21 protein-coding genes and 1 pseudogene are annotated in these 23,770 nt (G+C 63.0%); 7 read left to right on the top strand and 15 right to left on the bottom strand.

Annotated elements, in window-relative coordinates:
- Position 1 precedes the first annotated feature (1 nt).
- Positions 2–205 carry a NepR family anti-sigma factor gene (locus EOA38_RS03120; RefSeq protein ID WP_126091570.1) on the bottom strand — a complete coding sequence of 68 codons (204 nt, stop codon included), beginning with the start codon at positions 203–205 and terminating at the stop codon, positions 2–4.
- Positions 206–418: 213 nt separating this feature from the next.
- On the opposite strand from EOA38_RS03120, the gene EOA38_RS03115 reads away from it, so the two are divergent.
- From EOA38_RS03115 to EOA38_RS03095, 6 genes are all read left to right on the top strand, one after another.
- A complete protein-coding gene (locus tag EOA38_RS03115) occupies positions 419–1,213 on the top strand; it encodes a response regulator (protein ID WP_127298412.1) in 795 nt (264 codons plus the stop codon).
- Positions 1,214–1,403: 190 nt separating this feature from the next.
- Positions 1,404–1,568 (top strand): DUF1328 domain-containing protein, encoded by a 165-nt coding sequence (locus tag EOA38_RS03110; RefSeq protein WP_126091568.1) that lies wholly within the window; start codon positions 1,404–1,406, stop codon positions 1,566–1,568.
- Positions 1,569–1,736: 168 nt separating this feature from the next.
- Positions 1,737–2,765, top strand: a complete 1,029-nt coding sequence (locus EOA38_RS03105) for a sensor histidine kinase (protein ID WP_127298411.1) — start codon at positions 1,737–1,739, stop codon at positions 2,763–2,765.
- A 247-nt stretch (positions 2,766–3,012) separates the two neighbouring features.
- A complete protein-coding gene (locus tag EOA38_RS38940; RefSeq protein WP_189350494.1) occupies positions 3,013–3,183 on the top strand; it encodes a hypothetical protein in 171 nt (56 codons plus the stop codon).
- Positions 3,184–3,341: 158 nt separating this feature from the next.
- Positions 3,342–3,614 carry a hypothetical protein gene (locus EOA38_RS03100; RefSeq protein WP_127298410.1) on the top strand — a complete coding sequence of 91 codons (273 nt, stop codon included), beginning with the start codon at positions 3,342–3,344 and terminating at the stop codon, positions 3,612–3,614.
- An 89-nt stretch (positions 3,615–3,703) separates the two neighbouring features.
- Entirely contained in the window at positions 3,704–3,949 is a 246-nt protein-coding gene (locus EOA38_RS03095) for a YMGG-like glycine zipper-containing protein (RefSeq protein WP_027166589.1), read from the top strand.
- A 91-nt stretch (positions 3,950–4,040) separates the two neighbouring features.
- Here the strand turns inward: EOA38_RS03095 and EOA38_RS03090 are convergent, their stop codons facing one another.
- The 4 genes from EOA38_RS03090 to xylF all read right to left on the bottom strand — a co-directional run bounded on the left by EOA38_RS03090 (position 4,041) and on the right by xylF (position 9,333).
- Positions 4,041–5,684: a CHASE domain-containing protein gene (locus EOA38_RS03090; protein ID WP_127298409.1), complete on the bottom strand. Its 1,644-nt coding sequence runs from the start codon at positions 5,682–5,684 to the stop codon at positions 4,041–4,043.
- A gap of 130 nt (positions 5,685–5,814) precedes the next feature.
- On the bottom strand, positions 5,815–6,612 hold the full coding sequence (locus tag EOA38_RS03085) for an ATP-binding cassette domain-containing protein (protein ID WP_126091564.1): 798 nt from the start codon (positions 6,610–6,612) through the stop codon (positions 5,815–5,817).
- 75 nt (positions 6,613–6,687) lie between these two features.
- Complete coding sequence (locus tag EOA38_RS03080; RefSeq protein ID WP_127298408.1) at positions 6,688–8,052, bottom strand: sugar ABC transporter permease; 1,365 nt, start codon at positions 8,050–8,052, stop codon at positions 6,688–6,690.
- Between the two features lie 240 nt (positions 8,053–8,292).
- The gene (xylF, locus tag EOA38_RS03075; protein WP_127298407.1) at positions 8,293–9,333 is read right to left on the bottom strand and encodes a D-xylose ABC transporter substrate-binding protein; all 1,041 of its coding nucleotides are present in this window, start codon (positions 9,331–9,333) and stop codon (positions 8,293–8,295) included.
- Positions 9,334–9,694: 361 nt separating this feature from the next.
- Between xylF and EOA38_RS03070 the strand changes: the two genes are divergently transcribed.
- Positions 9,695–10,939 (top strand): ROK family transcriptional regulator, encoded by a 1,245-nt coding sequence (locus tag EOA38_RS03070; RefSeq protein ID WP_126091561.1) that lies wholly within the window; start codon positions 9,695–9,697, stop codon positions 10,937–10,939.
- 217 nt (positions 10,940–11,156) lie between these two features.
- Here EOA38_RS03070 and EOA38_RS03065 read toward each other — a convergent pair whose 3' ends face one another.
- From EOA38_RS03065 to EOA38_RS03020, 10 genes and pseudogenes are all read right to left on the bottom strand, one after another.
- Positions 11,157–12,878 (bottom strand): adenylate/guanylate cyclase domain-containing protein, encoded by a 1,722-nt coding sequence (locus EOA38_RS03065; RefSeq protein ID WP_127298406.1) that lies wholly within the window; start codon positions 12,876–12,878, stop codon positions 11,157–11,159.
- Positions 12,879–13,076: 198 nt separating this feature from the next.
- Positions 13,077–13,456 (bottom strand): annotated as a pseudogene (locus EOA38_RS03060) (LysR substrate-binding domain-containing protein); the annotation flags it as partial.
- Positions 13,457–13,664: 208 nt separating this feature from the next.
- Positions 13,665–14,696 (bottom strand): medium chain dehydrogenase/reductase family protein, encoded by a 1,032-nt coding sequence (locus EOA38_RS03055; RefSeq protein WP_126091559.1) that lies wholly within the window; start codon positions 14,694–14,696, stop codon positions 13,665–13,667.
- A gap of 439 nt (positions 14,697–15,135) precedes the next feature.
- Positions 15,136–15,825, bottom strand: coding sequence for a phosphate regulon transcriptional regulator PhoB (phoB, locus tag EOA38_RS03050; RefSeq protein WP_006328038.1), 690 nt, complete (start codon positions 15,823–15,825; stop codon positions 15,136–15,138).
- Positions 15,826–15,844: 19 nt separating this feature from the next.
- The gene (gene phoU, locus EOA38_RS03045) at positions 15,845–16,552 is read right to left on the bottom strand and encodes a phosphate signaling complex protein PhoU (RefSeq protein ID WP_126091558.1); all 708 of its coding nucleotides are present in this window, start codon (positions 16,550–16,552) and stop codon (positions 15,845–15,847) included.
- A 20-nt stretch (positions 16,553–16,572) separates the two neighbouring features.
- Entirely contained in the window at positions 16,573–17,376 is an 804-nt protein-coding gene (pstB, locus tag EOA38_RS03040) for a phosphate ABC transporter ATP-binding protein PstB (protein ID WP_127298405.1), read from the bottom strand.
- On the bottom strand, positions 17,373–18,224 hold the full coding sequence (pstA, locus tag EOA38_RS03035; RefSeq protein ID WP_127298404.1) for a phosphate ABC transporter permease PstA: 852 nt from the start codon (positions 18,222–18,224) through the stop codon (positions 17,373–17,375). Before pstA ends, pstB begins: the two co-directional genes overlap by 4 nt.
- A 3-nt stretch (positions 18,225–18,227) precedes the next feature.
- Entirely contained in the window at positions 18,228–19,214 is a 987-nt protein-coding gene (pstC, locus tag EOA38_RS03030; protein ID WP_127298403.1) for a phosphate ABC transporter permease subunit PstC, read from the bottom strand.
- Positions 19,215–19,280: 66 nt separating this feature from the next.
- On the bottom strand, positions 19,281–20,339 hold the full coding sequence (gene pstS, locus EOA38_RS03025) for a phosphate ABC transporter substrate-binding protein PstS (RefSeq protein ID WP_127298402.1): 1,059 nt from the start codon (positions 20,337–20,339) through the stop codon (positions 19,281–19,283).
- A gap of 754 nt (positions 20,340–21,093) precedes the next feature.
- On the bottom strand, positions 21,094–23,770 hold a 2,677-nt coding region (locus EOA38_RS03020; RefSeq protein ID WP_127298401.1), incomplete at its 5' end, for a response regulator.

The following is a 23,770-nucleotide window of genomic DNA, read 5'->3' as shown; positions in this document are numbered from 1 at the left end:
CTCAATCCTTTTCCTCGGCGGGTTCGGCCTTTTCCAGTTGACTGAGCAACTGAGCGAATCGATCCGGCACCTGATCGGAAACCAGCTCGTCATAATATTGTTTGAGTTTGCGGGCAATTTCGGAGTTCGGCCCGAGTGGATTGCCACCCCCGTTCCGGTGCCTGCTCGCGGCGCCAGCTCTTGAATTCTTTGACATTTCTTTCATATTCGCCCTAATTCCAGCACTCGAACCGCTCTAGAATCGTAGACCATAACGCAAGCGGCACGTTTGTCTGGTTGCCCATCCCGAAAAGGCCAAACGCCCGCTTCCTAATTTAGTTCCACCTCCAGCGGAACTTTTTCAGAAAGCCCACGTTGGTTTGTCGGGGCTTGCGACGAGTCTGGCCTGCACCAACGACATCTGAGGGAGACGTCGAATATGAGCCTATCCGCAACCATCGCTCCTCACCTCCCGTTCCTGCGCCGTTTCTCGCGCGCCGTCTCGGGATCGCAGGAAAGCGGTGATGCGCTGGTCGCCGCGTTGCTGGAAGCCATCATCGCCGACACCGAGGTTTTCCCAAAGGCATCGAGCGACCGCATCGCGCTCTACAAGGTTTTTGCCAGGCTCTTCACCTCGATTGCCATTCGCGTGCCGCAGGAGCATGCGCAGACCGCCTGGGAGCAGCGGGCCGCCGCCAATCTGAACGCGATCGCGCCGCGGCCGAGGCAGGCGTTCCTGCTGGTTGCCGTGGAGGGTTTCAGCGAGGACGAGGCGGCGGAAATCCTCGATGCCGACGAGCAGGAGTTCTCCGAATTGCTTGCCCAGGCAAGCAGCGAGATTTCCCGCCAGGTCGCGACCGATGTGCTGATCATCGAGGACGAGCCGCTGATAGCCATGGACATCGAGGAGATGGTCGAAAGCCTCGGGCACCGCGTTGTCGGCACCGCGCGCACGCATGCCGAGGCGGTGGCCATATTTGGCAGGACGCGTCCGAAAATGGTTCTGGCCGACATCCAGCTCGCCGACGGCAGCTCGGGCATCGAGGCTGTGAACGAGATCCTGTCTGCGACGCCGGTGCCGGTGATCTTCATCACCGCCTTCCCTGAACGCCTGCTCACTGGCGAGCGTCCGGAACCGGCGTTCCTGGTAACCAAGCCGTTCAATCCCGATATGGTCAAGGCCCTGATCAGCCAGGCGCTGTTCTTTGACCGGCAGGCAAAGGCCGCGGCCTGACCGCCTGCAGGCCCTGACGATCAAGGCTTTGCGTAAGGCCTGTGCCTTGCATGAACCGCGCGCGGAAGCTTGTCCGATCGCTGGCGAAGCTTTGGGCGAAAAAGCGCTTCCGGGGGGATCGTCTTTTTCCGCGATTGGTGGAACAAACGCCATTCGGCCACGTTTTCAGGTCGATAGAAGGAGACGTATCATGCTGTACTGGGCGCTCGTTTTTCTTGTGGTTGCGATCATCGCCGGCGCGCTTGGGTTCGGCGGCATTGCCGGCACATCGGCAGGCATCGCGCAGATATTGTTCTTCATCTTCCTTGCCTTCCTGGTGATTTCGCTGATCGCCGGCCTCGTCAGGAGAACCTGACGCGGGGAGTTTTCGAACACTGGAAGCCGCACCCCTCAAACGGTTTCCAGCCACCGCCGGGCGGTGTCCCCAAAAGGACGTCGTCCGGCGGACCGCTATCTGAGGCTCGCGCGTCCAGCCTGGTAGCCAGTCGCAAGAACCTTTCAGCCTGGGTGCGGGAAGTATCGCATGCGGTCCAAGGCTTCAGACAAGAACGCCGACAAGCGCAATGACGAGGTGATAGCGATGCATCCGGCGGAAAGCGGGATGCAGGTTGGACGCGCCCTGCTCCACGCGCTTCACAATGCTGGAATTTCGGTCCTCTATCAGGATCGCGAAATGAGGACCGTCTGGGCCCGCAACATGCGAGCTCCGTGGGCATCCGAGACGGCCGACGGCAAGAATTTGCTCTCCCCCGCGCAGGCCGAGCGGATAGGCGCGGCCAAACGCAAAGTGGTTGAAACCGGCAACGCGGACCGCCTCGAGCTCGGCATCCCCGACAGTGACGGCGTGCGCTGGTTCCATATCTGGATCGATGCCGATCGCAGCGACTCCGGCGAAGTCCAGGGTGTTGTCACCACCATGGTCGAGACGACGGAGCAGAAACGCCGCGAACAGACGCTGAAGACGCTGCTGCGGGAAGTCAGCCATCGCTCGAAGAACCTTCTGGCCATCATCCAGAGCATCGCCACCCAGACCGGGCGCTACTCGGAGACGCTTGCCGACTTCCTGACGCGCTTTCGCGGCCGCCTTCAGTCGCTCGCCTCGTCTCAGGATCTGGTGACGTCCTCCAACTGGCGGGGAGCGGCGCTTCAGGAACTCGTATTCGGTCAGGTCGGCCGCTACAGCGCCGATCCCAAGCGCAGCCTGCGTTTCGACGGCGAAAACCCCTACCTCAACCCAAACGCCGCACTGCATATCGGGCTGGCCATGCATGAACTCGCCGTGAACTCGGTAAGTTATGGCGCCCTGTCGCAGCCTGACGGTCAGGTCAAGCTAAGCGCCAGGATAGCGGCCGGCAGCGAGACTTCGCCTGGCCTTTTGCTGGTATGGACGGAGCGGATCGGCGCCGGCCGGCGCAACGAAAAGCGCTTCGGCAGCGTCGCTCTCGAACGCGTGGTTCCGACCTCGCTCAACGGCTCCGCCACGCTCGAGATCGATAAGGGCAATCTCGAATATCGCCTCACGATCCCGCGCGGCAACTTCGAGACGGACTGACCGCCGCCATTGCGGCTGCGACCGTCCGCCGGCAGCGGCCCTTAACCCGCTGTTCACCATAAAGTCCGATTCTGTTCCCGGCTAAAAGCAACTCGAGGAAAGGCGCACAGCGGCTTTCCATCCGGAGCCTGCGTAAAAACAAGCACTTGGAGCGGGTCGGCGACGTCAAGCGCTGAACCGCCCAAGTGTGTCGGAAGCCCGGCCGCGCCCAGTCAGATGATCTGGCACGCGATTTGGGAGGATTGAAATGATGGTCGCCGATATGAACAGATTGGAGCAGGCCGCCCGCGTCTCGATGAGCGGCTTTCAGGACGCCGAGGCACCGCCCTCGCCCCGCTCCTCGCATCTTACGCTTCGCCTCGGCGCCGTCGCGCTCCTTGCCGCCTTGGTGCTGGCGGCGGCGTGGCAGTTGAGCTGATCCGCCGGATATTCCGATCAAGAGTGCCAAGGGTTCGCGCATCGCGGCCACATCGGTGCAGGAACTTTTGAGCGGCGAGAATCGTTCTTTGCGGCAGGGGGGATTCACCCGTAGAACACATCGCCGCATTGCTCCTCGTCATCGGCTGCTCGGACACCATGACCGAATGCCGCGAACTGCCGGTGCCGGTCAGCGTCTTCGAGACTTTTGAGGCTTGCACCGCCGAACGGCCCTTCGCGCTGGGCGACCTGCGAGGTCGGATGCCGCGTATAATGGGCGAGTGCCTAGCCGTCGATCCGGCGCTCGAGGACGATTACGATCAGCTCCTCTGGAGCGTGCGTCCCGACGGCACGCTTGTGGCGTCGCTGGAGGTCTCCGGCACGCTTGTCGCGTCTAGCGGCGCGCGCCCCGAAAAAGACTATCTTCACTAACAGTAAGATCGGGCAGGCAAATCCGGTTTTTTCATGCTAAATGGCGGACGGCACTGCCGAAAGTGAGGACAAAAGTGAGGAGCAATTTTATGCGGAAGATGATCATTGCCATGGTTGCCGTGGTCGCTGTCAGCGGCTGCACCACAACCGAGCAGGATGTGGTTGGCGGCGGCTTGATCGGCGCCGGCGTGGGCGGCTTGGTCGGCGGCGGCAAGGGCGCGCTGATCGGCGCGGCTGTCGGCGCCGGATCCGGCCTGCTGGTCCGCAACCTGCGCAACGGTTATTGCCAATATCGCGATCATCGCGGCCGGATCTACACCGCCCGCTGCAACTGATTTCGCGATTTTTCGAAGACTCGAAGGGAGGCCGATCCTTGCGGCCTCCCTTTCTTTGCGCCTGACCGGAGATCCGGCAGGCATTGGCTGTTCACGCGGTCAGCGGAATCCTTATTTCCACCTTCAGGCCGTCGGCCTGGAAATCGCGCTTGATCGTGCCGCGCAATTCGCGCGTGACATTGAGATCGATCAGCTTGGTGCCGAAGCCGGTCTTTGCCGGCGCCTCCAGCTTTTTATGCCCCGCCTCGCGCCAGTTGAGCACCAGGGTCTGCTCTCGGTTACGTCGTTCGACCGCCCAATCGACTTTCAGCGCCCATTGTCCCTTCAGCGAATTGGCCGAACTGCCGGCCTCGCCATACTTCAGCGCGTTGGTGGCAAGCTCGTGAAAGGTCAGGCCAAGCGCCTGCGTCGTCGTCTCGTCGAGCAGCACTTCCGGTCCCGACAAGATGCCTTCGGGAAGCTCCTTGCCGAACACCTGCCCGAGTTCGATGCGCAGAAGATCGCCAAGGTCCGCCTTCTGCCAGCGCGAGCGTGTCAGCATGTCCTGTGAAGCCGCCATCGCCTGCAGCCTCGCCGAAAACGATGCCGAAAATTCCTTCACGTCGGTGGCCTGGGAAGCAGTCTGCCGCGCGATCGCCAGAACCCTTGTGATCGAATTCTTGATGCGGTGCTTCATCTCCTGCAGGATGAGGTCCTTTTCCAGCAGGCTCTTCTCCGTCGCCTCATGCAGCAGCGACTTTGCCTCATAGGCGCGCTCCTGATAGCGGGCCACCAAGGCGATCGCCCCGGCAAGCAGCAGGCCGAACAGCCCGAGCATCACCGGAATGGCGCGCGAGGAAGGCAGCGAAAAAGCGCTCGTCGGCCGAAACAGAATAGTCCAGGGGCGGCCGGCCACGACGATATCCCGGCGCGCGACAAGCTTCTCGCCAAGCGATTCGGCCGGCGGAGCCTCTGAGCGGAACAGAAGATTGTCGGCGTTCGGCTTGCCGTCATAGATCTCGACGTTGACCGGCAGCAGCGGTGTCTTGCTGAGCGCCACCTGGAACAGGTCGCGCGCGCGGAAGGCGGCGTAAAGAAAGCCCGCGGTCGAGGAGCGGCTGGCATTGATGACGTCCGGCGCCGTTTCCACGTTCAGCCGCACGAACACCAGGAATCCGGGGAAGGTCTGCGTCACGTCGGCGCCCTGGCCGAGTTGGACAAGGCCGCTGGCATGCTGCTGGTCGTCCGCCATCGCCTTCTCGATCGCCGCCCGCCTTACCGGCTCGCTGAACATGTCGGAGCCGAGGATCGACTGATTGGATGTATCGAGCGGCTCGAAAAGCACGATGGGTGCGCGCCATTGCTGCTGCGTGGTGGCTGGATAGATCGGATGGGCCGAACCGTGATCGCGCAGGATGTCGCGTTCGACGGCGGCCCCGTCGCCGGTCTTGGCCAGCCTCAGGAAGCCGACGCCGCGCAGGCCGGCGAAATTATCGCTGATGTCGAGCGCGGTGAAGAAGGCGTTGAACTCGCCGCGCTTGATGTCGCCGTTGCGGGCATCGAACAGTGCCCGTGTCGAGCGCAGCAGCGACAGATGCAGGTCGATGCGGCTCTCGATGCGGTTGAGAGCATCGTCGGCCGTCCCTTCGAACTTGATGCGCGCCGCCTCCTGGGTCGCGAAATAGGCGAACCCCGCCATCGTCAGGCTGATCAGCGCGACGGCGATGAAAGCAACGATCGGAAAAAGCTTTTTCAATGCAGGGTGCGGCCCATGGATGCTTGACCATCTTTATGGGCAAGTCGCCGGACTAATACAATGGCGAGGCCAAGCCATCGCGGCCGTCGGCGCATCGACCAACGGTCTATTTGCCGGCTAATTTTCGGCGTCAAGCCGCGATTTTCAACGCTCCTGGACCCGGAATAGCGCCCGGCGGACACTTGCCGAGGATGATCATGCCGAGCACCTCGTCCTGGGTCACGTCGCCGGTGCGCGCCGTGCCGACGACCTGGCCGTTCTTCATCACACAGACCCTGTCGGCGAGCTCGAACACGTCATGGATATCGTGGCTGATCAGGAAAATGCCGATGCCGTCGGCCTTGAGCTGCCGCACCAGTTCGCCGACCTGGGCCGTCTCCTGGGGACCGAGCGCCGCGGTCGGTTCGTCCATGATCAGGATGCGGGCGTTGAACAGGATCGCGCGGGCGATCGCCACCGACTGTCTTTGTCCGCCCGACAGCTTGATCACCGGCTCCTTGAAGCGCTGGAAACGCGGATTGAGCCGGCCCATCACCTTGCGCGCCTCGGCCTCCATGGCGACGTCGTCTAGCGTGCCCCAGGCGGTCATCAACTCGCGGCCGAGGAAAAGATTGGCGGCGGCATCGACATTGTCGGCAAGCGCCAGCGTCTGGTAGATCGTCTCGATGCCGTATTTCTTGGCATCGCGCGGGTTGGAGATCGATGCTTCCTCGCCGTTGACGAAGATCGTCCCCGCATCGCGCTTGTAGGCGCCGGACAGGATCTTGATCAGCGTCGACTTGCCCGCACCGTTATGGCCAAGCAGCGCCACCACTTCGCCTGGAAAGAGATCGATGGACGCGTCGTCGACGGCGCGGATGCCGCCGAAGGCGATCGAGATGTTGCGCATGTCGACCAGCGGGTCACCGGTGGAAGCGTTCTCTGCCATTTTCTCCTCCTCCCTAATGCCTGACTTCGAGCATGAGTTTTTCCGCAAACCGGTTTCCACTTTGCGGGATCATGCTCAGACCCGTTTACGGTAGATGGTGTCGAGCCAGACGGCGATGACCAGCACGGCGCCGACGACGATGCTCTGCAGTGGTGAGTCGACGCCGAGCAGCACCATGCCGGACTGCAGCGACTGCATCAGAAGCGCGCCCAGCATGGCGCCGAGCACGGTTCCCGAACCGCCGGCAAGCGAAGTGCCGCCGATCACCGCCGCGGCGATGACTAGGAGCTCGTCCAGCGTGCCGAGCGCATTGGTCGATGAATTCTGCCGCGCCGACGAAATGGCCGCCGCGATCGTCGCCAGCACGCCCATGATCATGAACACCTTCATGGTGATCCAGCGCGTGTTGATGCCGGCAAGGTTCGCCGCCTCCGGATTGCCGCCGATGGCGAAGACATAGCGGCCGAAGCGGGTGCGCTTGGTGATGAAGGTCATGATCAGGCCGACCGCCACCGCCATCAGCACCGGAATGGCGATGCCGTGAGCGATGAACAGCCCACCCTCGGGAACGGTAATGTTGTTGGCGGCGGCGTATCGGTTCACGATGCCGACCGGCCATGGATAGGAATTGGCCAGCCACACCGCGCCCATGATGACCGCGCAGGTGACCGCGCCGAGCAGCGTCTCGGCCCAGATCGGGCGTAGCGGGAAGCGGAAGCGCTTGCGCTGCACGCGGCCATGAAACAGCGCAAACACCACTGCCAGGCAGGCGACGACGCCGACGGCCCAGCTCCATTTGGCGCCGATCGAGCCCGCCGGTCCGCCGCCCATCAGCTGGAAAGTGGCGTCGAGCGGCGCGACCGTCTGGCCGCTGGTGACCCACCAGGCGGCGCCGCGCCATACCAATAGCCCACCCAGCGTCACGATGAAGGCCGGCACTTCGAGATAGGCGATGACGAAGCCCTGGAAGGCGCCGATCAGCAGGCCGAGCGCCAGGCCGATCAACAGCGCCAGCACCCAGATCCACGGATTGCCGAGCTCGAGCCCGACCATCCGCACCAGGAAATGCACCTGGGCAAAGCCCATGACCATGCCGATCAATCCCTCGGCCGAGCCGACGGAGAGGTCGATATTGCGCATGACGATGACCAGCACCATGCCGGAGGCCATGATGGCCACGGCCGAGGTCTGCACCGACAGGTTCCAGAGATTGCGCGGCGTGAGAAACGTGCGGCTGTCGAAATCGAGCGGATTGACGCCGAGCCGCAGGCTCGAAATGACGTGCAGGCCGATCCAGATGATCAGCAGCGCGCCGACCATGCCGAGCATGCGCGTGTCGAGCTCGGTCGCCTTGAGAAAGCGCCCGATGGCGCTGAGTTCAGATGCCCGCGCGCGATCCGCGGCCGGGTTGGCCGGCGTTTCAGAGGTCGTATCGGTCATGATCTCCTCCCACCGGCCTGCCGTCTGGCGCGGATGCCGGGCCACGATGCTAGGGCAATTCCAGGAAGCACGTAACGGACTTCCGCGCGGAATTGCGTGGAAACAAACGGTCGGGGCAGTTCGGCGATTTTGCCAGGCGGTGAACTGCTCCGGTGGCTCCCGGCTTCGTCGAAGCCGGGGCCTTTGGAGAAACGCCGCGGTTTTGGGCCGCGGCGTTTCGTTTGATAGCTTGCAGTCGGATCAGTTGCAGACCGCGACGCTGCCGGCAGCAACGCCGGCGCAGACTTCGTCCTTCTTGATCCAGCCGGCGTCGATGACGACGTTGAGATTGTCCTTGGTGATCGCGACCGGCGTCAGGAACAGCGACTTGACGGTGTTGCCGCCAGGTGTGGTGAAGTCCTTGGCACCGGCGATGTCGGTCATCTTCTTGCCGTCGGCGAGCTGCGAGGCGATCTCGGCGGCGTTCTTGCCAAGCTCGCGCGCGTCTTTCCACACCGACACGGTCTGCGTGCCGAGCGCGATGCGGTTGAGCGCGGCATGGTCGCCGTCCTGGCCGGAGACCGGAACGGTGCCGGCCAACCCCTGAGCCGTCAGCGCCGCGACGACGCCGCCGGCGGTGCCGTCATTGGCGGCCACGACGGCGTCGACCTTGTTGTCGTTGGCGGTCAGGAACTGCTCCATGTTCTTCTGGGCGTTGGCAGGCAGCCAGCCGTCCGTATAGGCCTCGCCGACATTCTTGACCTTGCCGCTGTCGATGGCTTCTTTCAGCACTTCCATCGAGCCCGAGAACAGGAAATCGGCGTTCGGATCGGAGCCCGAGCCCTTGATGAAGACATAGTTGCCTTCGGGCTTGGCCTTGAACACCTCGCGGGCCTGCATGCGACCGACTTCCTTGTTGTCGAAGGTCAGGTAGAACACGTCCTTGTTCTCGATCAGGCGGTCATAGCCAACCACCGGAATGCCCTCGTCGAGCGCCTTCTGCACCGCCGGCCCGATCGCCGAGGCGTCCTGCGCCAGGATGATCAGCGAATTGGCACCCTGCGAGATCAGGCTTTCGACGTCGGTGAGTTGCTTGCCCGGATTGGACTGCGCGTCGGCGGAGATATATTTGTCGCCGGCCGCCTCGATGGCCGCCTTCATCGCCGCTTCGTCGGTCTTCCAGCGTTCTTCCTGGAAATTCGACCACGAAACGCCGATCACCTTGTCCTTCGCCTCTGCGGCCGACGCCAGCGTCAGCGACATGGCGACACCCGCCAGCATGGCGGCTGCGAATCTCTTCATGATTTCCTCCCTGCGCCCTTGCGGCGCGACCCAGACTGGCCCGAAGGCCGGCACTGAGGCTCCTTTTTTTCGAGCCTCGAAAAAATAGTGGTCCAACGCCGAAGCGCTGTCAACAGCGATTCTGATGGTTTTTGACGTGTCGCGAACTTTTTTTCGAGACCCGCAATAAATAATGACAGCCCCCGCCGCTTCTGCCACTATCCCGGAACAGTTTCGGAAGAAGAGCAGAACCGCTTCCACCGGACTGAACAACAAATCCAGGGCGGTTCGGTGGCTGTATCAAGGAACTGAACCGGTCTGGCGCGTCGCCGACGGCCCATGCATTGTCAAGAGGCCGCGCTGACCGGGGAGGAAGGAAAGAATGTCGGTCGGAATCCGCCACGACGACCTGCGCCGGCGCAACCGCGCCATGGTGCTCTCGGCGGTGCGCCGGGCCGGCCAGCCGTCGCGAACCGAGATCGCCGCGACGACCGGGCTCAGCCACTCGACGATTTCGGCAATCTCCTCGGACCTGATCCAGGAAGGCATCCTGACCGAGGGCAAGCCGAGCGAGACCGCGTCATTGAAGCGTGGACGGCCGCAGGTCGGCCTCGCCCTCAATCCCGAAGCGGCCGCCGTGGTGACGGTGGTGCTGTCGCTGAATTTCCTCTCCGTCGCCGTCATCGACTATGCCGGTCAGGTCATTGCCGAGGAACAGCGGCGCCTCGACACGCTGACCATGCCGCGCGACGAGCTGATCGGCGAATGCATGGCGATCGTCAGGCGCCGCCTGGAGGACCCCGACCTCGATGTCGGCAGCGTTGCGCGCATCGCCATGGGCATTCAGGGCATCACCGATTCCCATGCCCGCGCCATGCTGTGGTCGCCGATCACGCCGCTGACCGACATTCCTTTCGCCGACATCCTGGAGCATGAATTCGGCATTCCGGCCACCATGGAGAACGACTGCAACATGATGGCGGTGGCGCTGCAGTGGCGCGACCCCGACCGCTACCACGACAATTTCATCGCCATCCTGCTCTCGCACGGCATCGGCATGGGTCTTGTGCTGAAGGGCGAGCTGTTCACCGGCACGCATTCTTCCGGAGGCGAGTTCGGCCACATGATTCACCGCCCGGGCGGCGCGCTCTGCCGTTGCGGACGCCGCGGCTGCGTCGAGGCCTATGCCGGCAACTACGCCATCTGGCGCAATGCCAAAGGGATGAGCGAGGACTCCGAGCCGGTCGATGTCAGCGATGCCGACATGCGGGCGCTTGCCGCCAAGGCGCGCGAGAAGGACGGCCCGGAACGCGAGGCCTATCGCAGGGCGGGCGAGGCGCTGGGCTTCGGCCTCGGCAACCTGTTCGCGCTGATCGACCCGGCGCCGGTCGCCGTGGTCGGCGTCAGCGCCGCGGCTTTCGACCTGATAGAGCCGGCGCTGCGCGAGGCCATTGCTCAGACCGCTGGCGGCCAGCACTCCAAATCGATCTCCTTCGACACCGAGCCGAACGAATTGCCGCTCATCCGCGAAGGCTGCGCCATGCGCGCGCTGACCTTCGTCGACCAGGAGATCTTCGCGCCGGGCGTGCAGGCGAGGTCCGGCGCAACCGGGAAAAACGTCGCCTGACGATAGGGGTGAAACCAATCATCTCTAAGCGACCGAATTTCCGACCCAATTGGGAACGTTGACCTCCGACCGCTGTGCGCCAGAAACGGTCATTCGCGCGGGCACCTGAAGCATGTCTCCCGAAAGTGGGAACCGGTTTCGGGACAAAGACATGCGTAAAATCAAAAACCCAAAGCGCACGGAGCGAATCTGAAAGATCGCGACGCGCTTTAGCGAGTCATTCGGGTAGACCCGCCATTAGATAGCCATCAACGAAATGCTGGCGATCCGCGTCGCGGCGGAACGGCTGCGTGCTCGCCCATTGCCGAGCGGAAAAATGCGGGTTGGCGGCGAGGAATTGTCGTGCTTCCTCCTTGGCCTCTTCGATCCGACCAAGCTGTGCAAGGGCGGCAGCCAAAATCCGCCGCGACCCTGTCCGGTAGGTTGTTTCATGCCGAAGGGTGTCGACCGCATCCTCGTAGCGGCGCGCAGCATATTCTACGTACCCGCGCAGCCAATAGCATCGTCCGGGTGGGTAGGGATCCAGCCGGAAGGCATTTTGAATGCACTCGATCCCCTCGACGGCGTTACCCAGATGCGCTTTCGATTCGCCCAGGAAGATCCAAGTGTCGGCGTGGTTGGGATCGATCCTCAACGCTGTCGCAAATTCCGCTGCTGCCTCATCCGCCCTAAAGTCGAATTGCAAAACATAACCCAGGATCGAATGCGCGCCTGCGTTCCCTGGATCGAGCGATACCGCCCGCTCAGCCTCGGCCCGCCCGAGTGAACGGTACCCCTCAGGCTCTCCCCAGAACATCCAACCAAGCAGGTGCGACATCGCGAGCCAGGCATGCGCCTCCGCGAAGCCTGGATCCAGCTGGATCGCTCTTTCGAGGAGCGGACGCGCGGTCTTGTTCGCCTCTTGCGACTGGGTCACCAGCGACCGCCCGCGCACCAGAAGCTCGTAAGCTTCGAAATTCGACGTCCTCTGCCGGGGCAGCGAGCACGCGGAAGGAAACGAGCCGGAGAGAGCACCAACGATCTTACCGACAACCTCGTCCTGCAAGGCGAAGACATCGGCAAGTTCGCCGTCGAAGCGGTCGGCCCAGATATGCGTATTCTCGCGCGCGTCGATAAGCTGTGCGTTGATCCGCACGCGCGCCGCCGCTTTCTGCACACTGCCTTCGACAACATATCGGACGCCGAGATCCCTCGCGATCGATCGGACGTCGACCGACCTTCCCTTGTAGACGAACGAGGAGTTGCGCGCGATCACAAGAAGGCCGGGGACCTTTGCCAAGTCCGTGATCAGGTCTTCAGCCAATCCCTCGGCGAAGAACTCCTGCTCCGGATCGCTGCTCATGTTGGCGAAAGGCAAGACGGCGACGGCCGCCCTGTCGGGCAATTCCAACGATACCGGTCGACCGGCCGAAGAGGCTCTGACAGACTGCAAGTTTACGCGATAGCAGTATATCGGCTCGGCTATATTCTTCACCCGCTGGCCGCCCATGGGTTCGAACTCAAACGCCAGCTTCTTCTCGACCTCCTTGGACACCTTCTCTGAAACGCAGACGCCGCCGGGATCAGCGAGCTGCTGCAGGCGAGCGGCGACATTGACACCCTCGCCGTAGCGATCGTCCCCTTCGACGATCACTTCTCCCAGATTGATCCCGAGGCGGACCTCGAAGCGCTCGCTTTCGGGGACACTTGCGTTGCGCTCCACCATGCCGCGTTGAAGGGTTACCGCGCACTCGACAGCATCGACTGCACTGCCGAATTCAGCCAGCAAACCGTCGCCCATCAGTTTGAAGATGCGCCCGTGATGCTTGCTGATCTCCGGCTGGAACAGCTCCTTACGGCTGGCCCTAAGCCGCTCGAAGGTCCCTCCCTCGTCCGCCTCCATCAGGGCCGAGTAAGCTACGACGTCGGCGGCAAGAATGGCCGCAAGCTTGCGTTCCATAGCACCACGGTGTGTGCTTCATGGCCAAGGGTGTCGCGCCAAATGCGCTCCACTCCGGCGATGCGATCACCGAACTCTAGCACGGCTGGAGCTTCCGGGCTAATCCGCAGTCCGCTTGAATGACCACTTAGGGTCAACGGCTGACCTTTGATCGGCGCCGCCAAGCTCACGCCCCGCCAGCGCCGCCAAGTCAACCCCCAGAACCGTCTGGTCCAGTCCACGGATGATCTTGGCCAATTCCATGCATTCGTCCTGCCGCACCTTGTTCTTCCGCCAGGCCATGCAGATCATGCGCTGCGGCATCGGCTCCCTGGAATGGCACGATCCTCAAGTCCGGCATGACGCCGGCGGCGCTTGCCGCCATTTCCGGAACCAGCGTCACGCCCAGCCCATGCGCCACCATCTGCAAAAGGGTCGTCAGGCTGGTCGCGCCGTAGCTTGCCGTCGCCACCGGCCGCACGCTGCCGCAGACCGCCAGCGCCTGCTCGCGCAGGCAGTCCTTCCTCGAGAAGCATCAGCCGCTCCAGCTCAGGGCTTTCCGGCGGCACCGGCGGCGAGGCGAAGGCTGGATCGCCGGCCGATGACGGTGACCGGCAAGCCGCAGAAGTTCTTGATGAGCCAGGCGATGGTCGAAGAACTGGGGCTGGTGGCGCAGAAGACGGCGTGACGGGGGGTCTGCTTAGCGCAGCGCCATAGGCAGTCATTGAAACGATCAAGGCCGATGCCGGAGGCGATTTGCGTTTCAAAGGCTCTGCTCTGGCTCGGCGATCCTTGTCGGGTGGTCAGTCAATTGCAGATCAACACGAGCTTGCCCTTGACACCTCCCTGACCGAGCAGCTCCTGGGCGCGACGAGCCTCAATCAATGGCATCCGGTCGGCCACCATCGGCTTGATCTTCCCGTCGCGAAGCAGATCGAGCAAAACGCCGAGATCTTCGCGGAACCAAGCGAGCTTCCACCGTTTCAGATATTGTATGCTGTAGGGGAGTATGCGTCGTCGGCCTGGTGAAACGAAAGCGCGGACCGCGTACCACGCAGGTCGCAATATGCCGCGAAGACGGTAACGCAAGCCCCCTGCCAGTTGGCCCTTCTGCAGAAATGAAGTGAAGCCATAGGCTATGACGCGGCCACCAGGCCTCAGGGTACGAAACGAACGCCAGACATTGGCTTCGCCGACCCCATCGAAGACGACATCCACGCCGTCGTTTGTCAGGCGATGAATCTCTTCGACAAAGTCAACTCGCTCGTAGTCGATCGGCGTGGCCCCGAGATCGGATACGATCTGATGGGCTGCAAGAGATGCAGTCCCATACATCTCCAGACCTGCCAGGCGGCCAAGTTGCAGCAGAGCCGTGCCGACTCCGCCGGCGGCGCCATGAATGAGGACCCGTTGACCCGGAGAGGCATGCCCAAGGCGATGCATCATCTGATAGGCCGTAACGTAGTTCAGCACGAGGCTGACTGCCTCGGCGGGATCGACACCAGTTGGAACCAGAGTGAGTTCATCTGCCGGCAGGCAAATGAACTGGGCGTAGCCACCATGAATGGGAAGCGCCGCAACCATTTTACCAATCATGGCATGGGACACTCCCTCTCCGGCCTCATCGACGATGCCGACAATGTCCCATCCTGGCGTGAATGGCAGGGTCGTTTTCTCGGGATGAATCCCCTCCCGCATCAATAGCTCTGCGAAGGAGACGCCGGCGGCGATTGTTTGCACGCGCAGTTCACCTGATGCCGGATGGGGCGCGTCCTCCTCCACGATCTCCAGAACTTCAGGTCCGCCATGGTGGCGAACAACGACGCGCAGAGACTTCATGGCAACCTCGGTCCGAATTGGACTCCTCCACTGAGGTAAACTCTAATGGAAAGGTAGCGCGCGCTGGGATGGAGCGACTTGCTCCAGATCAACCCCACGAGAAGATCGGTCGCCACCCAACAAACAACTGCTCATTTGAGCAGAATGACATTGGGACGCAGCCGCGACAGTAGTTGGAATGGCCTCACATCAGCTGCCATTGGGCGTGAGCGGAAACGAACGACAGGTTTGGATCAGAAGCCGACATTGCCTCTGGCCCTTCGCGGCCATCGGCAACCGCCTGCTATTGAGTTCTGCCCCTGAAACATGATTTCGATCCATCGGGAGGGCGGGGCTCCAGAGCAATTCCAGGAAAAGTGTGAAGCTCGGTTTCCGTCCGGAATTGCGTGAGAACAAAGAGATAGAGTGGCTCGCCGTTTCCGTGAAACGGTGAACCGCCCTAGTCTTCCCTGATCGCGTAGCCCGCACCACGGATGGTGCGGATGACGTCGGGCATGCGGCCATTGTTGACCGCCTTGCGCAGCCGGCCGACATGCACGTCTACCGTGCGCTCGTCGATATAGATCGTCTCACCCCAGACATTGTCGAGTAGCTGGCTGCGCGAGAACACGCGGCCGGGATGCCGCATCATGAATTCGAGCAGCCGGAACTCGGTCGGGCCGAGCCTGATCTCGCTCTTCTTGCGGTAGACGCGGTGCGATTCACGGTCGAGCACGATGTCGCCGACCTTGAGCACGCTGGACAGCACCTCCGGCTTGGCACGGCGCAGCAGCGCCTTGATCCTGGCCATGAATTCCGGCGTCGAGAACGGCTTGACCAGATAATCGTCGGCGCCCGTCGAGAGGCCGCGCACTCTGTCGCTTTCCTCGCCGCGCGCGGTCAGCATGATGATCGGCAGCCGTTCGGTCTCGGGCCGCATCCTCAGGCGCCGGCAGAGCTCGATGCCGGAAACCGCCGGCACCATCCAGTCGAGCACGAGCAGGTCGGGCACGTTTTCCTGCAGGCGGATCTCGGCCTCGTCGCCGCGTGTCACCACCTCGACCTGATAGCCTTCGGATTCGAGGTTGTAGCGGAGCAGCACCCCCAGCGGCTCCTCGTCCTCCACCACCATGATGCGTGGCGCGATCATTCAGCAGGTACCTTCGTTGTCAGGCCGCCGGCGCCGGCATCGCCGTCTCGTCCTGCTTCGGACGGTTCGCGGGCAATTGCGTGCCGGTCAGCACATAGTAGGCGTTCTCGGCGATGTTGGTCACATGGTCGCCGATGCGCTCCAGATTCTTGGCGCAGAACAATAAATGCGTGCAGGCCGTGATGTTGCGCGGATCCTCCATCATGTAGGTCAGGAGCTCGCGGAAGACGGAGGTGTATTTGACGTCGACGCGCTCGTCGTCGTTCCTGAGCTTGGCAAGCGCCGTGGCGTCGCCCGCGGTGTACTCCTCGATCACGCCCTGGACCTGGATCAGCACCAGCTGCGCCATCGAGTCGATGGAGTGCGACAGGTCGCGCGGCGCGGCGCTGATGCCGACCGAGCCGACGCGCTTGGCGATGTTCTTGGCGAGGTCGCCGATGCGCTCGAGGTCGCCGGCCATGCGGATCGCGCCGACCACGCTGCGCAGGTCGTCGGCCATGGGTTGCCGTTTGGCGATGAGCGTGATGGCGCGGTCGTCGAGCTCGCGCTGGCGCGCATCCATGATGGCGTCGTCGGAGACGACGCGCTGCGCCATCGCGTTGTCGGAATTGAGCAGAGCCTTGGTCGAAGCGCCAACCATGGAGCCGGCGAGATCGCCCATGTCGATGATGAGCTGGCTGATCTGCCTCAGATCCTCGTCGAAGGAAGCGACGGTGTGTTCGGCCATGATAGTATCCTCGTATGAACTCAGCCGAAGCGGCCGGTGATGTAGTCCTGCGTGCGCTTCTCGCGGGGCGAGGTGAAGATCTTCTCGGTCCGGTCGAACTCGACCAGCTCGCCGAGATACATGAACGCCGTCTGCCGCGACACGCGCGCCGCCTGCTGCATGTTGTGGGTGACGATCACGATCGTGTAGTCGGCCTGCAATTCGTCGATCAGTTCCTCGATCTTGGCCGTCGACAGCGGATCGAGCGCCGAGCACGGTTCGTCTAGCAGGATGACTTCCGGCTTCACCGCCACAGTGCGGGCGATGCAAAGCCGCTGCTGCTGACCGCCGGAAAGGCTCTGGCCGCTGGCGTTGAGCTTGTCCTTGACCTCGCTCCACAGCGCCGCGCGCTTCAATGCCTGTTCGACGCGGTTGTCCATCTCGGCCTTGCTGATCTTCTCATACAGCCTGACGCCGAAGGCGATGTTCTCGTAGATCGACATCGGGAACGGCGTCGGCTTCTGGAACACCATGCCGATCTTGGTCCTGAGCAGGTTGAGGTCCTGCGAACGGTCGAGGATGTTCTTGCCGTCGAGCAGCACCTGGCCTTCTGCGTTCTGCTTCGGATAGAGCTCGTAGATGCGGTTCAGCACGCGCAGCAGCGTCGACTTCCCGCAACCCGACGGGCCGATGAAGGCGGTGACGCTGCGTTCGGGCAAGGACAGGTTGATGTCCTTCAGCGCCTTCGACTGGCCATAGTAGAAGTTGAGGTTCTTGACCTCGATCTTGGCCTTCTCGACGACGGTGTCGGCTACGTTCAGGTCGGTGGACAACATCGGTTTCATCTGTCCTCTCTGCGTCCGGTAAGGCTGCGGGCGAGGATGCTCAGCCCGAGAACCGTCAGGGTGATTATGAGTGCGCCCGTCCAGGCCAGTTGCTGCCACTCCTCATAGGGGCTCAGCGCGAACTGGAAGATGGTCACCGGCAGGCTGGCCATCGGCGCATTGAGATTGCTCGACCAGAACTGGTTGTTGAGCGCGGTGAAGAGCAGCGGCGCCGTCTCGCCGGAAATGCGGGCGATCGCCAGCAGGATGCCGGTGACGATGCCGGAAAGCGCCGCGCGATAGGCGACCGAGCGGATCACCACCCAGCGCGGCGCGCCGATGGCAGTGCCGGCTTCGCGCAGAGCGTTGGGCACAAGGTTGAGCATGTCCTCGGTGGTGCGCACCACGACGGGGATCACCAGGATGGACAGCGCGACCGCGCCGGCGATCGCCGAGAAGTGGCCCATCGGCCGCACCAGCAGCTCATAGACGAACAGGCCGACGATGATCGACGGCGCCGACAAGAGGATGTCGTTGATGAAGCGCACCACCGTGGTCAGCCGCGAGAAGCGCCCGTACTCGGCCATATAGGTTCCGGCGAGCACGCCGATCGGCGTGCCGACGATGATGCCGATGATGGTCATCACGATGCTGCCGTAGATGGCGTTGAGCAGGCCGCCGGCGTCGCCGGGCGGCGGCGTCATTTCGGTGAACACGGCCAGGGAGACGCCGGAGAGCCCCTTGTAGAGCAGCGCGCCGAGGATCAGCGCCAGCCAGGCGAGGCCGATTCCGGCAGCGATGACGCACAGCGCCATCATCACGGCGTTCTTGCGCTTGCGGCTTCGGTGGAGCGACGTGGCGGTCGACATCAGTCAGGCTCCCGTGCGGCTATCGATGCGCAACAGCATGTAGCGTGCGAGCGCGAGGATGATGAAGGTGATGATGAACAGGATCAGGCCGAGCGCCACCAGCGAGGAGGTGTAGAGCGCGCCGTCGGCCTCGGTGAATTCGTTGGCGATGGTCGCCGAGATCGTCGTGCCCGGCGCGAACAGCGAGGCGCTGATGCGGTGCGCATTGCCGATCACGAAGGTGACGGCCATCGTCTCGCCGAGCGCGCGGCCGAGACCGAGCATGACGCCGCCCATGATGCCGACGCGGGTATAGGGGATGACCACGCGCCGGGTCACCTCCCAGGTCGTGCAGCCTATGCCGTAGGCCGATTCCTTCAGCACCGCCGGCACCGTGTCGAACACGTCCTTGGTGATCGAGGTGATGAAGGGCAGCACCATGATGGCGAGGATCAGCGACGACGTGAGCAGGCCGATGCCGTAGGGCGGACCGGCGAACAGGCTGGAGAGGCCCGGTATGCCGTGGAAAAGACTGATGATGAAGGGCTGCACCGTCGTCTGCAGGAACGGCGCGAAGACGAACAGGCCCCAGATGCCGTAGATGATCGAGGGGATGCCGGCGAGCAGCTCGACCGCAATGCCGATCGGGCGCCGGAGCGGCCGCGGGCAGAGCTCGGTCAGGAAGACGGCGATGCCGATGCCGATCGGCACGGCGATGATGATGGCGATGGCCGAAGTGACTATGGTGCCGTAGATCGGGGCCAGCGCGCCGAAGTTCTCGGTGACCGGATTCCAGGATTCGGTCGTCAGGAAGGATACGCCGAACTTCGACAGCGCCTCCCACGAGCCGGCGATCAGCGAGATGGCGACCCCGCCAAGCAGCACCAGCACGAGGATGGCGGAAGCGCGCGTGGCCGCCCGGAAGGCCATGTCGGTGAAGGCGAAGCGGCGCACCGTCGCTTCTCTGGTCCGCATGGCGGACGACGTCACGGCTTCGGAAACGGCAGTCATTTAGCCCCTCGCATTTCGGAAGAGAGACAGGAGGGCGCCGGAAGCGCCCTCCTCATTCCGTAAGAATTACATGCCGGAGAAGATCGGCTTGCCGTTGCTGTCGACGATATCCTTGCCCCACATATCCTCGACGCTCTTCACGACCGCGTCGGGCATCGGAACATAGTCGAGCTCGGCAGCCATGTCGTCGCCCTTGGCGTAGGACCAGGCGAAGAACTTGAGCGCTTCGCCGGTGGCCGCTGCATCGTCGGGCTTCTTGTAGACGAGGATCCAGGTGGCGGAGGTCATCGGCCAGGATTCGGCGCCGGCCTGGTTGGCCAGGATGACGCCGTAGCCCGGCTGCGAACTCCAGTCGGCATTGGCCGCGGCGGCCGAGAACGCCGCGGCGGTCGGCTCGACCTTCTTGCCGTCCTTGTTGATCAAGTCGGTATAGGTGAGCTTGTTCTGCTTGGCATAGGCGTATTCGACATAGCCGATGGCGCCGCCGGTCTGCGACACGTTGTTGGCGACGCCCTCATTGCCCTTGGCGCCGATGCCCACCGGCCACTCGAGCGCCTTGTCGACGCCGACCTTCGACTTCCAATCGGCGCTGACGTCGCCGAGATAGTAGCTGAAGTTGAACGTGGTGCCCGAGCCGTCCGAACGGTGGACGACCGCAATCGCCTGGTCGGGCAGCTTCACGTCGGGATTGAGCTTCTTGATCGCCTCGTCGTTCCAGTTGGTGATCTTGCCGATGAAGATGTCGGCCAGCGTCGGACCGTCGAGCACGAGCTCGCCCGGCTTGACACCTTCGAGGTTGACGACCGGAACGATGCCGCCCATCACCATCGGGAACTGCGCCAGCCCGGTGGACTCGAGTTCATCGCCCTTGAGCGGCGCATCGGAAGCGCCGAAGGTCACGGTCTTGGCCTTGATCTGCTTGATGCCGCCGCCGGAGCCGATCGACTGATAGTTGAGACCAGTGCCGGTCTCCTTCTTGTAGGCGTCGGCCCATTTGGCGTAGATCGGATAGGGGAAGGTGGCGCCGGCGCCGGAGATATCGGCAGCCATCGCGGCGGAGATGGAAAGGGTGGATGCCGCAGCCATTGCAATCGCAACGGCCGCCGAGCGGATGAAATGTCTCATGTGGCCTGCTCCTGTTCGGAATATGGTCTTTTGGCACCCGGTCTACCGGCGCCCGGTGAGCGCAATAGCTCCCGATTATTACAGTCGCATGACAGTTTCGTGTCAGCCCGGTAACGTCTGGACGGGGTTGTCTGGAAGGGGTCTGCGGCCGGTTCCGCCGAGCAGCCGGAGTTTGCCGCGGGAATCAGTAACTTGTCTGACTTTTAAATTGAAAATTTGTCCCGGCGGCCGGATCTCGGCCGCCGGGAAATAAAATCCGGACGAGAGCGCGTTGCCCGAATGCCAGAGCGGATCATGGCCTAGCCATCGCCGAAAACAGGGTCCGTTGGGGTAGAGTCGACGCTGTTTCTATGCCGGCGGTCGCTGCTCCCGCCCGTAACCGAGGGGCGGAATCGACAGCTCTTATTGTCCTTGCTTGGCTTCGCTTTGGTATGGTGCGATCACACCATACGTCTGCGTCACCGGCTGACGGCGGGCTGCTGCGGAAGGGAGCTATCTGTTTTTACGCAATTCCGGACGGAAAACCGTTACACACTTTTCCTGGAATTGCTTAGAGCGGCTCAGCTTTTCACAGAATCGCTGATCCGCTCTAAATGTTTGATTTTGCGCAATTCCGGACGGAAAACCGTTACACACTTTTCCTGGAATTGCTTAATGCATGTCGCCCAAAAGTGCGCAGCGGTTTTGGGAGAACGACATGCATCAAACAAAGACTTAAAGCGCGTCGCCTGAATCCGCCTCGTCGCGACGCGCTTTAGCTGGCGCTACGTCGGACCTCCGCGTCCGGGCCGAGCCATCTTTCGAGCTTCTCGAGCAGCGCCTTCGGGCTGATCGGCTTCGGCAGGTAATCGTCCATGCCGGCTTCCAGGCAGCGCTCGCGGTCCCCTTTCAGCGCGTGCGCGGTGACGCCGACGATCGGCACATGCGTCCCCATCTCCGCTTCGAGCCGGCGGATGGCCGCGGTCGCCTCCAGTCCGTTCATCTCCGGCATCGACACATCCATCAGGATCATGCGCGGATTGAGCTTGCCGAAAGCATCGAGCGCCTTGCGGCCGTTGCCGACGATCTCGAAATGATAGCGGGTCTCGCCGAGTATCTGCGTGAACACCAGTTGGTTCACCTCATTGTCCTCGGCGACGAGGATGTCGAGCCCACGCTCCACGCCGGCCGGACGCGGTCGCGCGCGGACGGGCGGCGGCTGCAGCAGGGCACGATCCGACACCGCCGCGGGCGCCTGCGCCGGCGATGCCTGCGGCGCGCCATGCGCGGGACCGGCGCCCGCTATTAGCGGCGGCTGGGCGGCCGTCGTGCCGTGGCGATGACGCTGGATGGTGGCGACCAGCGTCTCCAAGAGGATGGAGGAGCGCGCCGGCTTGATCAGCTGCGCGTCGATGCCGAGATCGCGATAGGTGGCATTGGCCAGCGACTGGTCGACCGAGGTCAGCATGATGATCGGCGTATGCGCGAGGCCGGCGGTGTTGCGCACGATGCGCGCCATTTCGGCGCCGGTCATGCCCGGCATCTGGTAGTCGAGCACGACGCAATCAACAGGCACGCCGTAAGCGGCGGCGGCAATCAGCACCTTCAGTCCCTCGGCGCCGCTTTCGGCCGCGCAGGAATCGAAGGTCCACGACGCCATCTGCTCGCTGAGGATCGAGCGGTTGACGGCATTGTCGTCGACGATCAGCACACGCGCCCCGGTGACATCGACCGGCATGATGCGCTGCCCGCCCTGCGCGGCCCGCGGCAGCGTGACGGTGAACCAGAAGGTCGAGCCTTTGCCCTCGGCGCTGTCGACGCCGATCTCGCCGCCCATCATCTCGACCAGCCGCGAGGTGATGGCAAGGCCGAGCCCGGTGCCCTCGTGCCGCCTGGTCGAGGAGGTGTCGACCTGGCTGAACTTCTCGAACACCAGCTTCAGCTTGTCTTCCGCAATGCCGATACCCGTATCGGTAATCGAGATGGTGAGCCTGGTGCCGGCCGGAACCCGCTCGCCGGTGACGTCGACCAGCACATGGCCCTCGTCGGTGAATTTCACCGCGTTGCCGAGCAGGTTGGTGACGATCTGCCGGATGCGGCCGACATCGCCGACGAACTGCCCGTCGAGCCCGGGCTGGACGCGGACGATGAGCTCGAGGTCCTTCTCCTTGGCACGCGTCGACACCAGTGTCGCCACATCCTCGATCGCCTCGGCGAGGTTGAAGGGCGCCGGATCGAGCACCATCTGGCCGGCGTCGATCTTGGAGAAGTCGAGGATGTCGTTGATGATGATGAGCAGCGCGTTGCCCGATTTGACGATGATATCGGTGAACGTCTTCTGCTTCGGGTCGAGGTCCGACTTGGCGAGCAGTTCGGCCATGCCGAGCACGCCGTTCATCGGTGTGCGGATTTCGTGGCTCATATTGGCCAGGAATTCCGACTTGGCGCGGTCGGCGAGCACCGCGCGCTGGCGCGCTTCGCTGAGCTCGGCCTCGCGCTGTTTCAGCTCCGTTATATCCGTGGTCGACCCGATCAGGTAGAGCGAGCCGTCGGATGCGATCATCGCGCCCTTGCGCGCGAACTGATGGCGCACACTGCCGTCGGACAGCGTCACCTTCTCCTCGACCTCCTGCGTCTCGCCGGTGCGCAGCACCGCGAGGTCGCCCGCCACGAAAGCTTCGCCGTCCGCGCCGAAGATCTCGACGTCGGTCTTGCCGATCGCCTCTTCCTTGCTGAAGCCGGTGAGGTCGCACCAGCCCTTGTTGACGTAGAATTGCCTCAGATCCGAGCGCTTGGCGTAGATCGACACCGGCACGTTGTCGATGAGGCTGCGGAAAACCTCGTTCTCGCTCATGCTTTCCTTGAGCGCCCGCTCTCGCGCCTTGACATCGGTGATGTCGGTGCTGGAACCGACCAGGTGCACCGATCCGTCGAGGGCCACCAGCCGGCTCTTGCGCGTCATCAATTGCCGCACCGTGCCGTCGCGATGGGTGACGGGTTCCTCGACTTCGCGCCCCTTGCCGGTCGCAATGACCTCGGTGTCGTCCTGGCTGTAGCTTTGGGCGTCCCCGGCAGCGAAAAGCTGGCGGTCCGTCTTGCCTATGACGTCTTCCTTTGGAAGGCCGGTCAGCGCGCACCAGGCCTTGTTGACGAACTCGATGCTCAGATCCTCGGCCTTGATGAAGGCGGCCACCGGCAATTCGTCCATGACATGCCGGTAAAGGTCGATCTGGCGCATCGAATCGCGCAGCGCCTTCTCGCGCGCCTTGATGTCGGAGATGTCGACACGCACGCCGATGAACGTGCCGTCGTCGGTGCGCATGTCGTAGACCTGGTACCAGCGACCATCGGGATTGAGCCGCTCATAGGATGAATTGGGCAAGTGGTAACGCCCGAGTATGGCGTCGAGCCAGCGTTCTTTGTCGACGCTGTAGAGGTTGTCGATCTCGACG

The organism is Mesorhizobium sp. M1E.F.Ca.ET.041.01.1.1 (genome assembly GCF_003997355.1).
In the GTDB taxonomy this organism is placed as follows: Bacteria; Pseudomonadota; Alphaproteobacteria; order Rhizobiales; family Rhizobiaceae; genus Mesorhizobium.
This window is presented reverse-complemented; position numbering and strand designations above follow the sequence as displayed.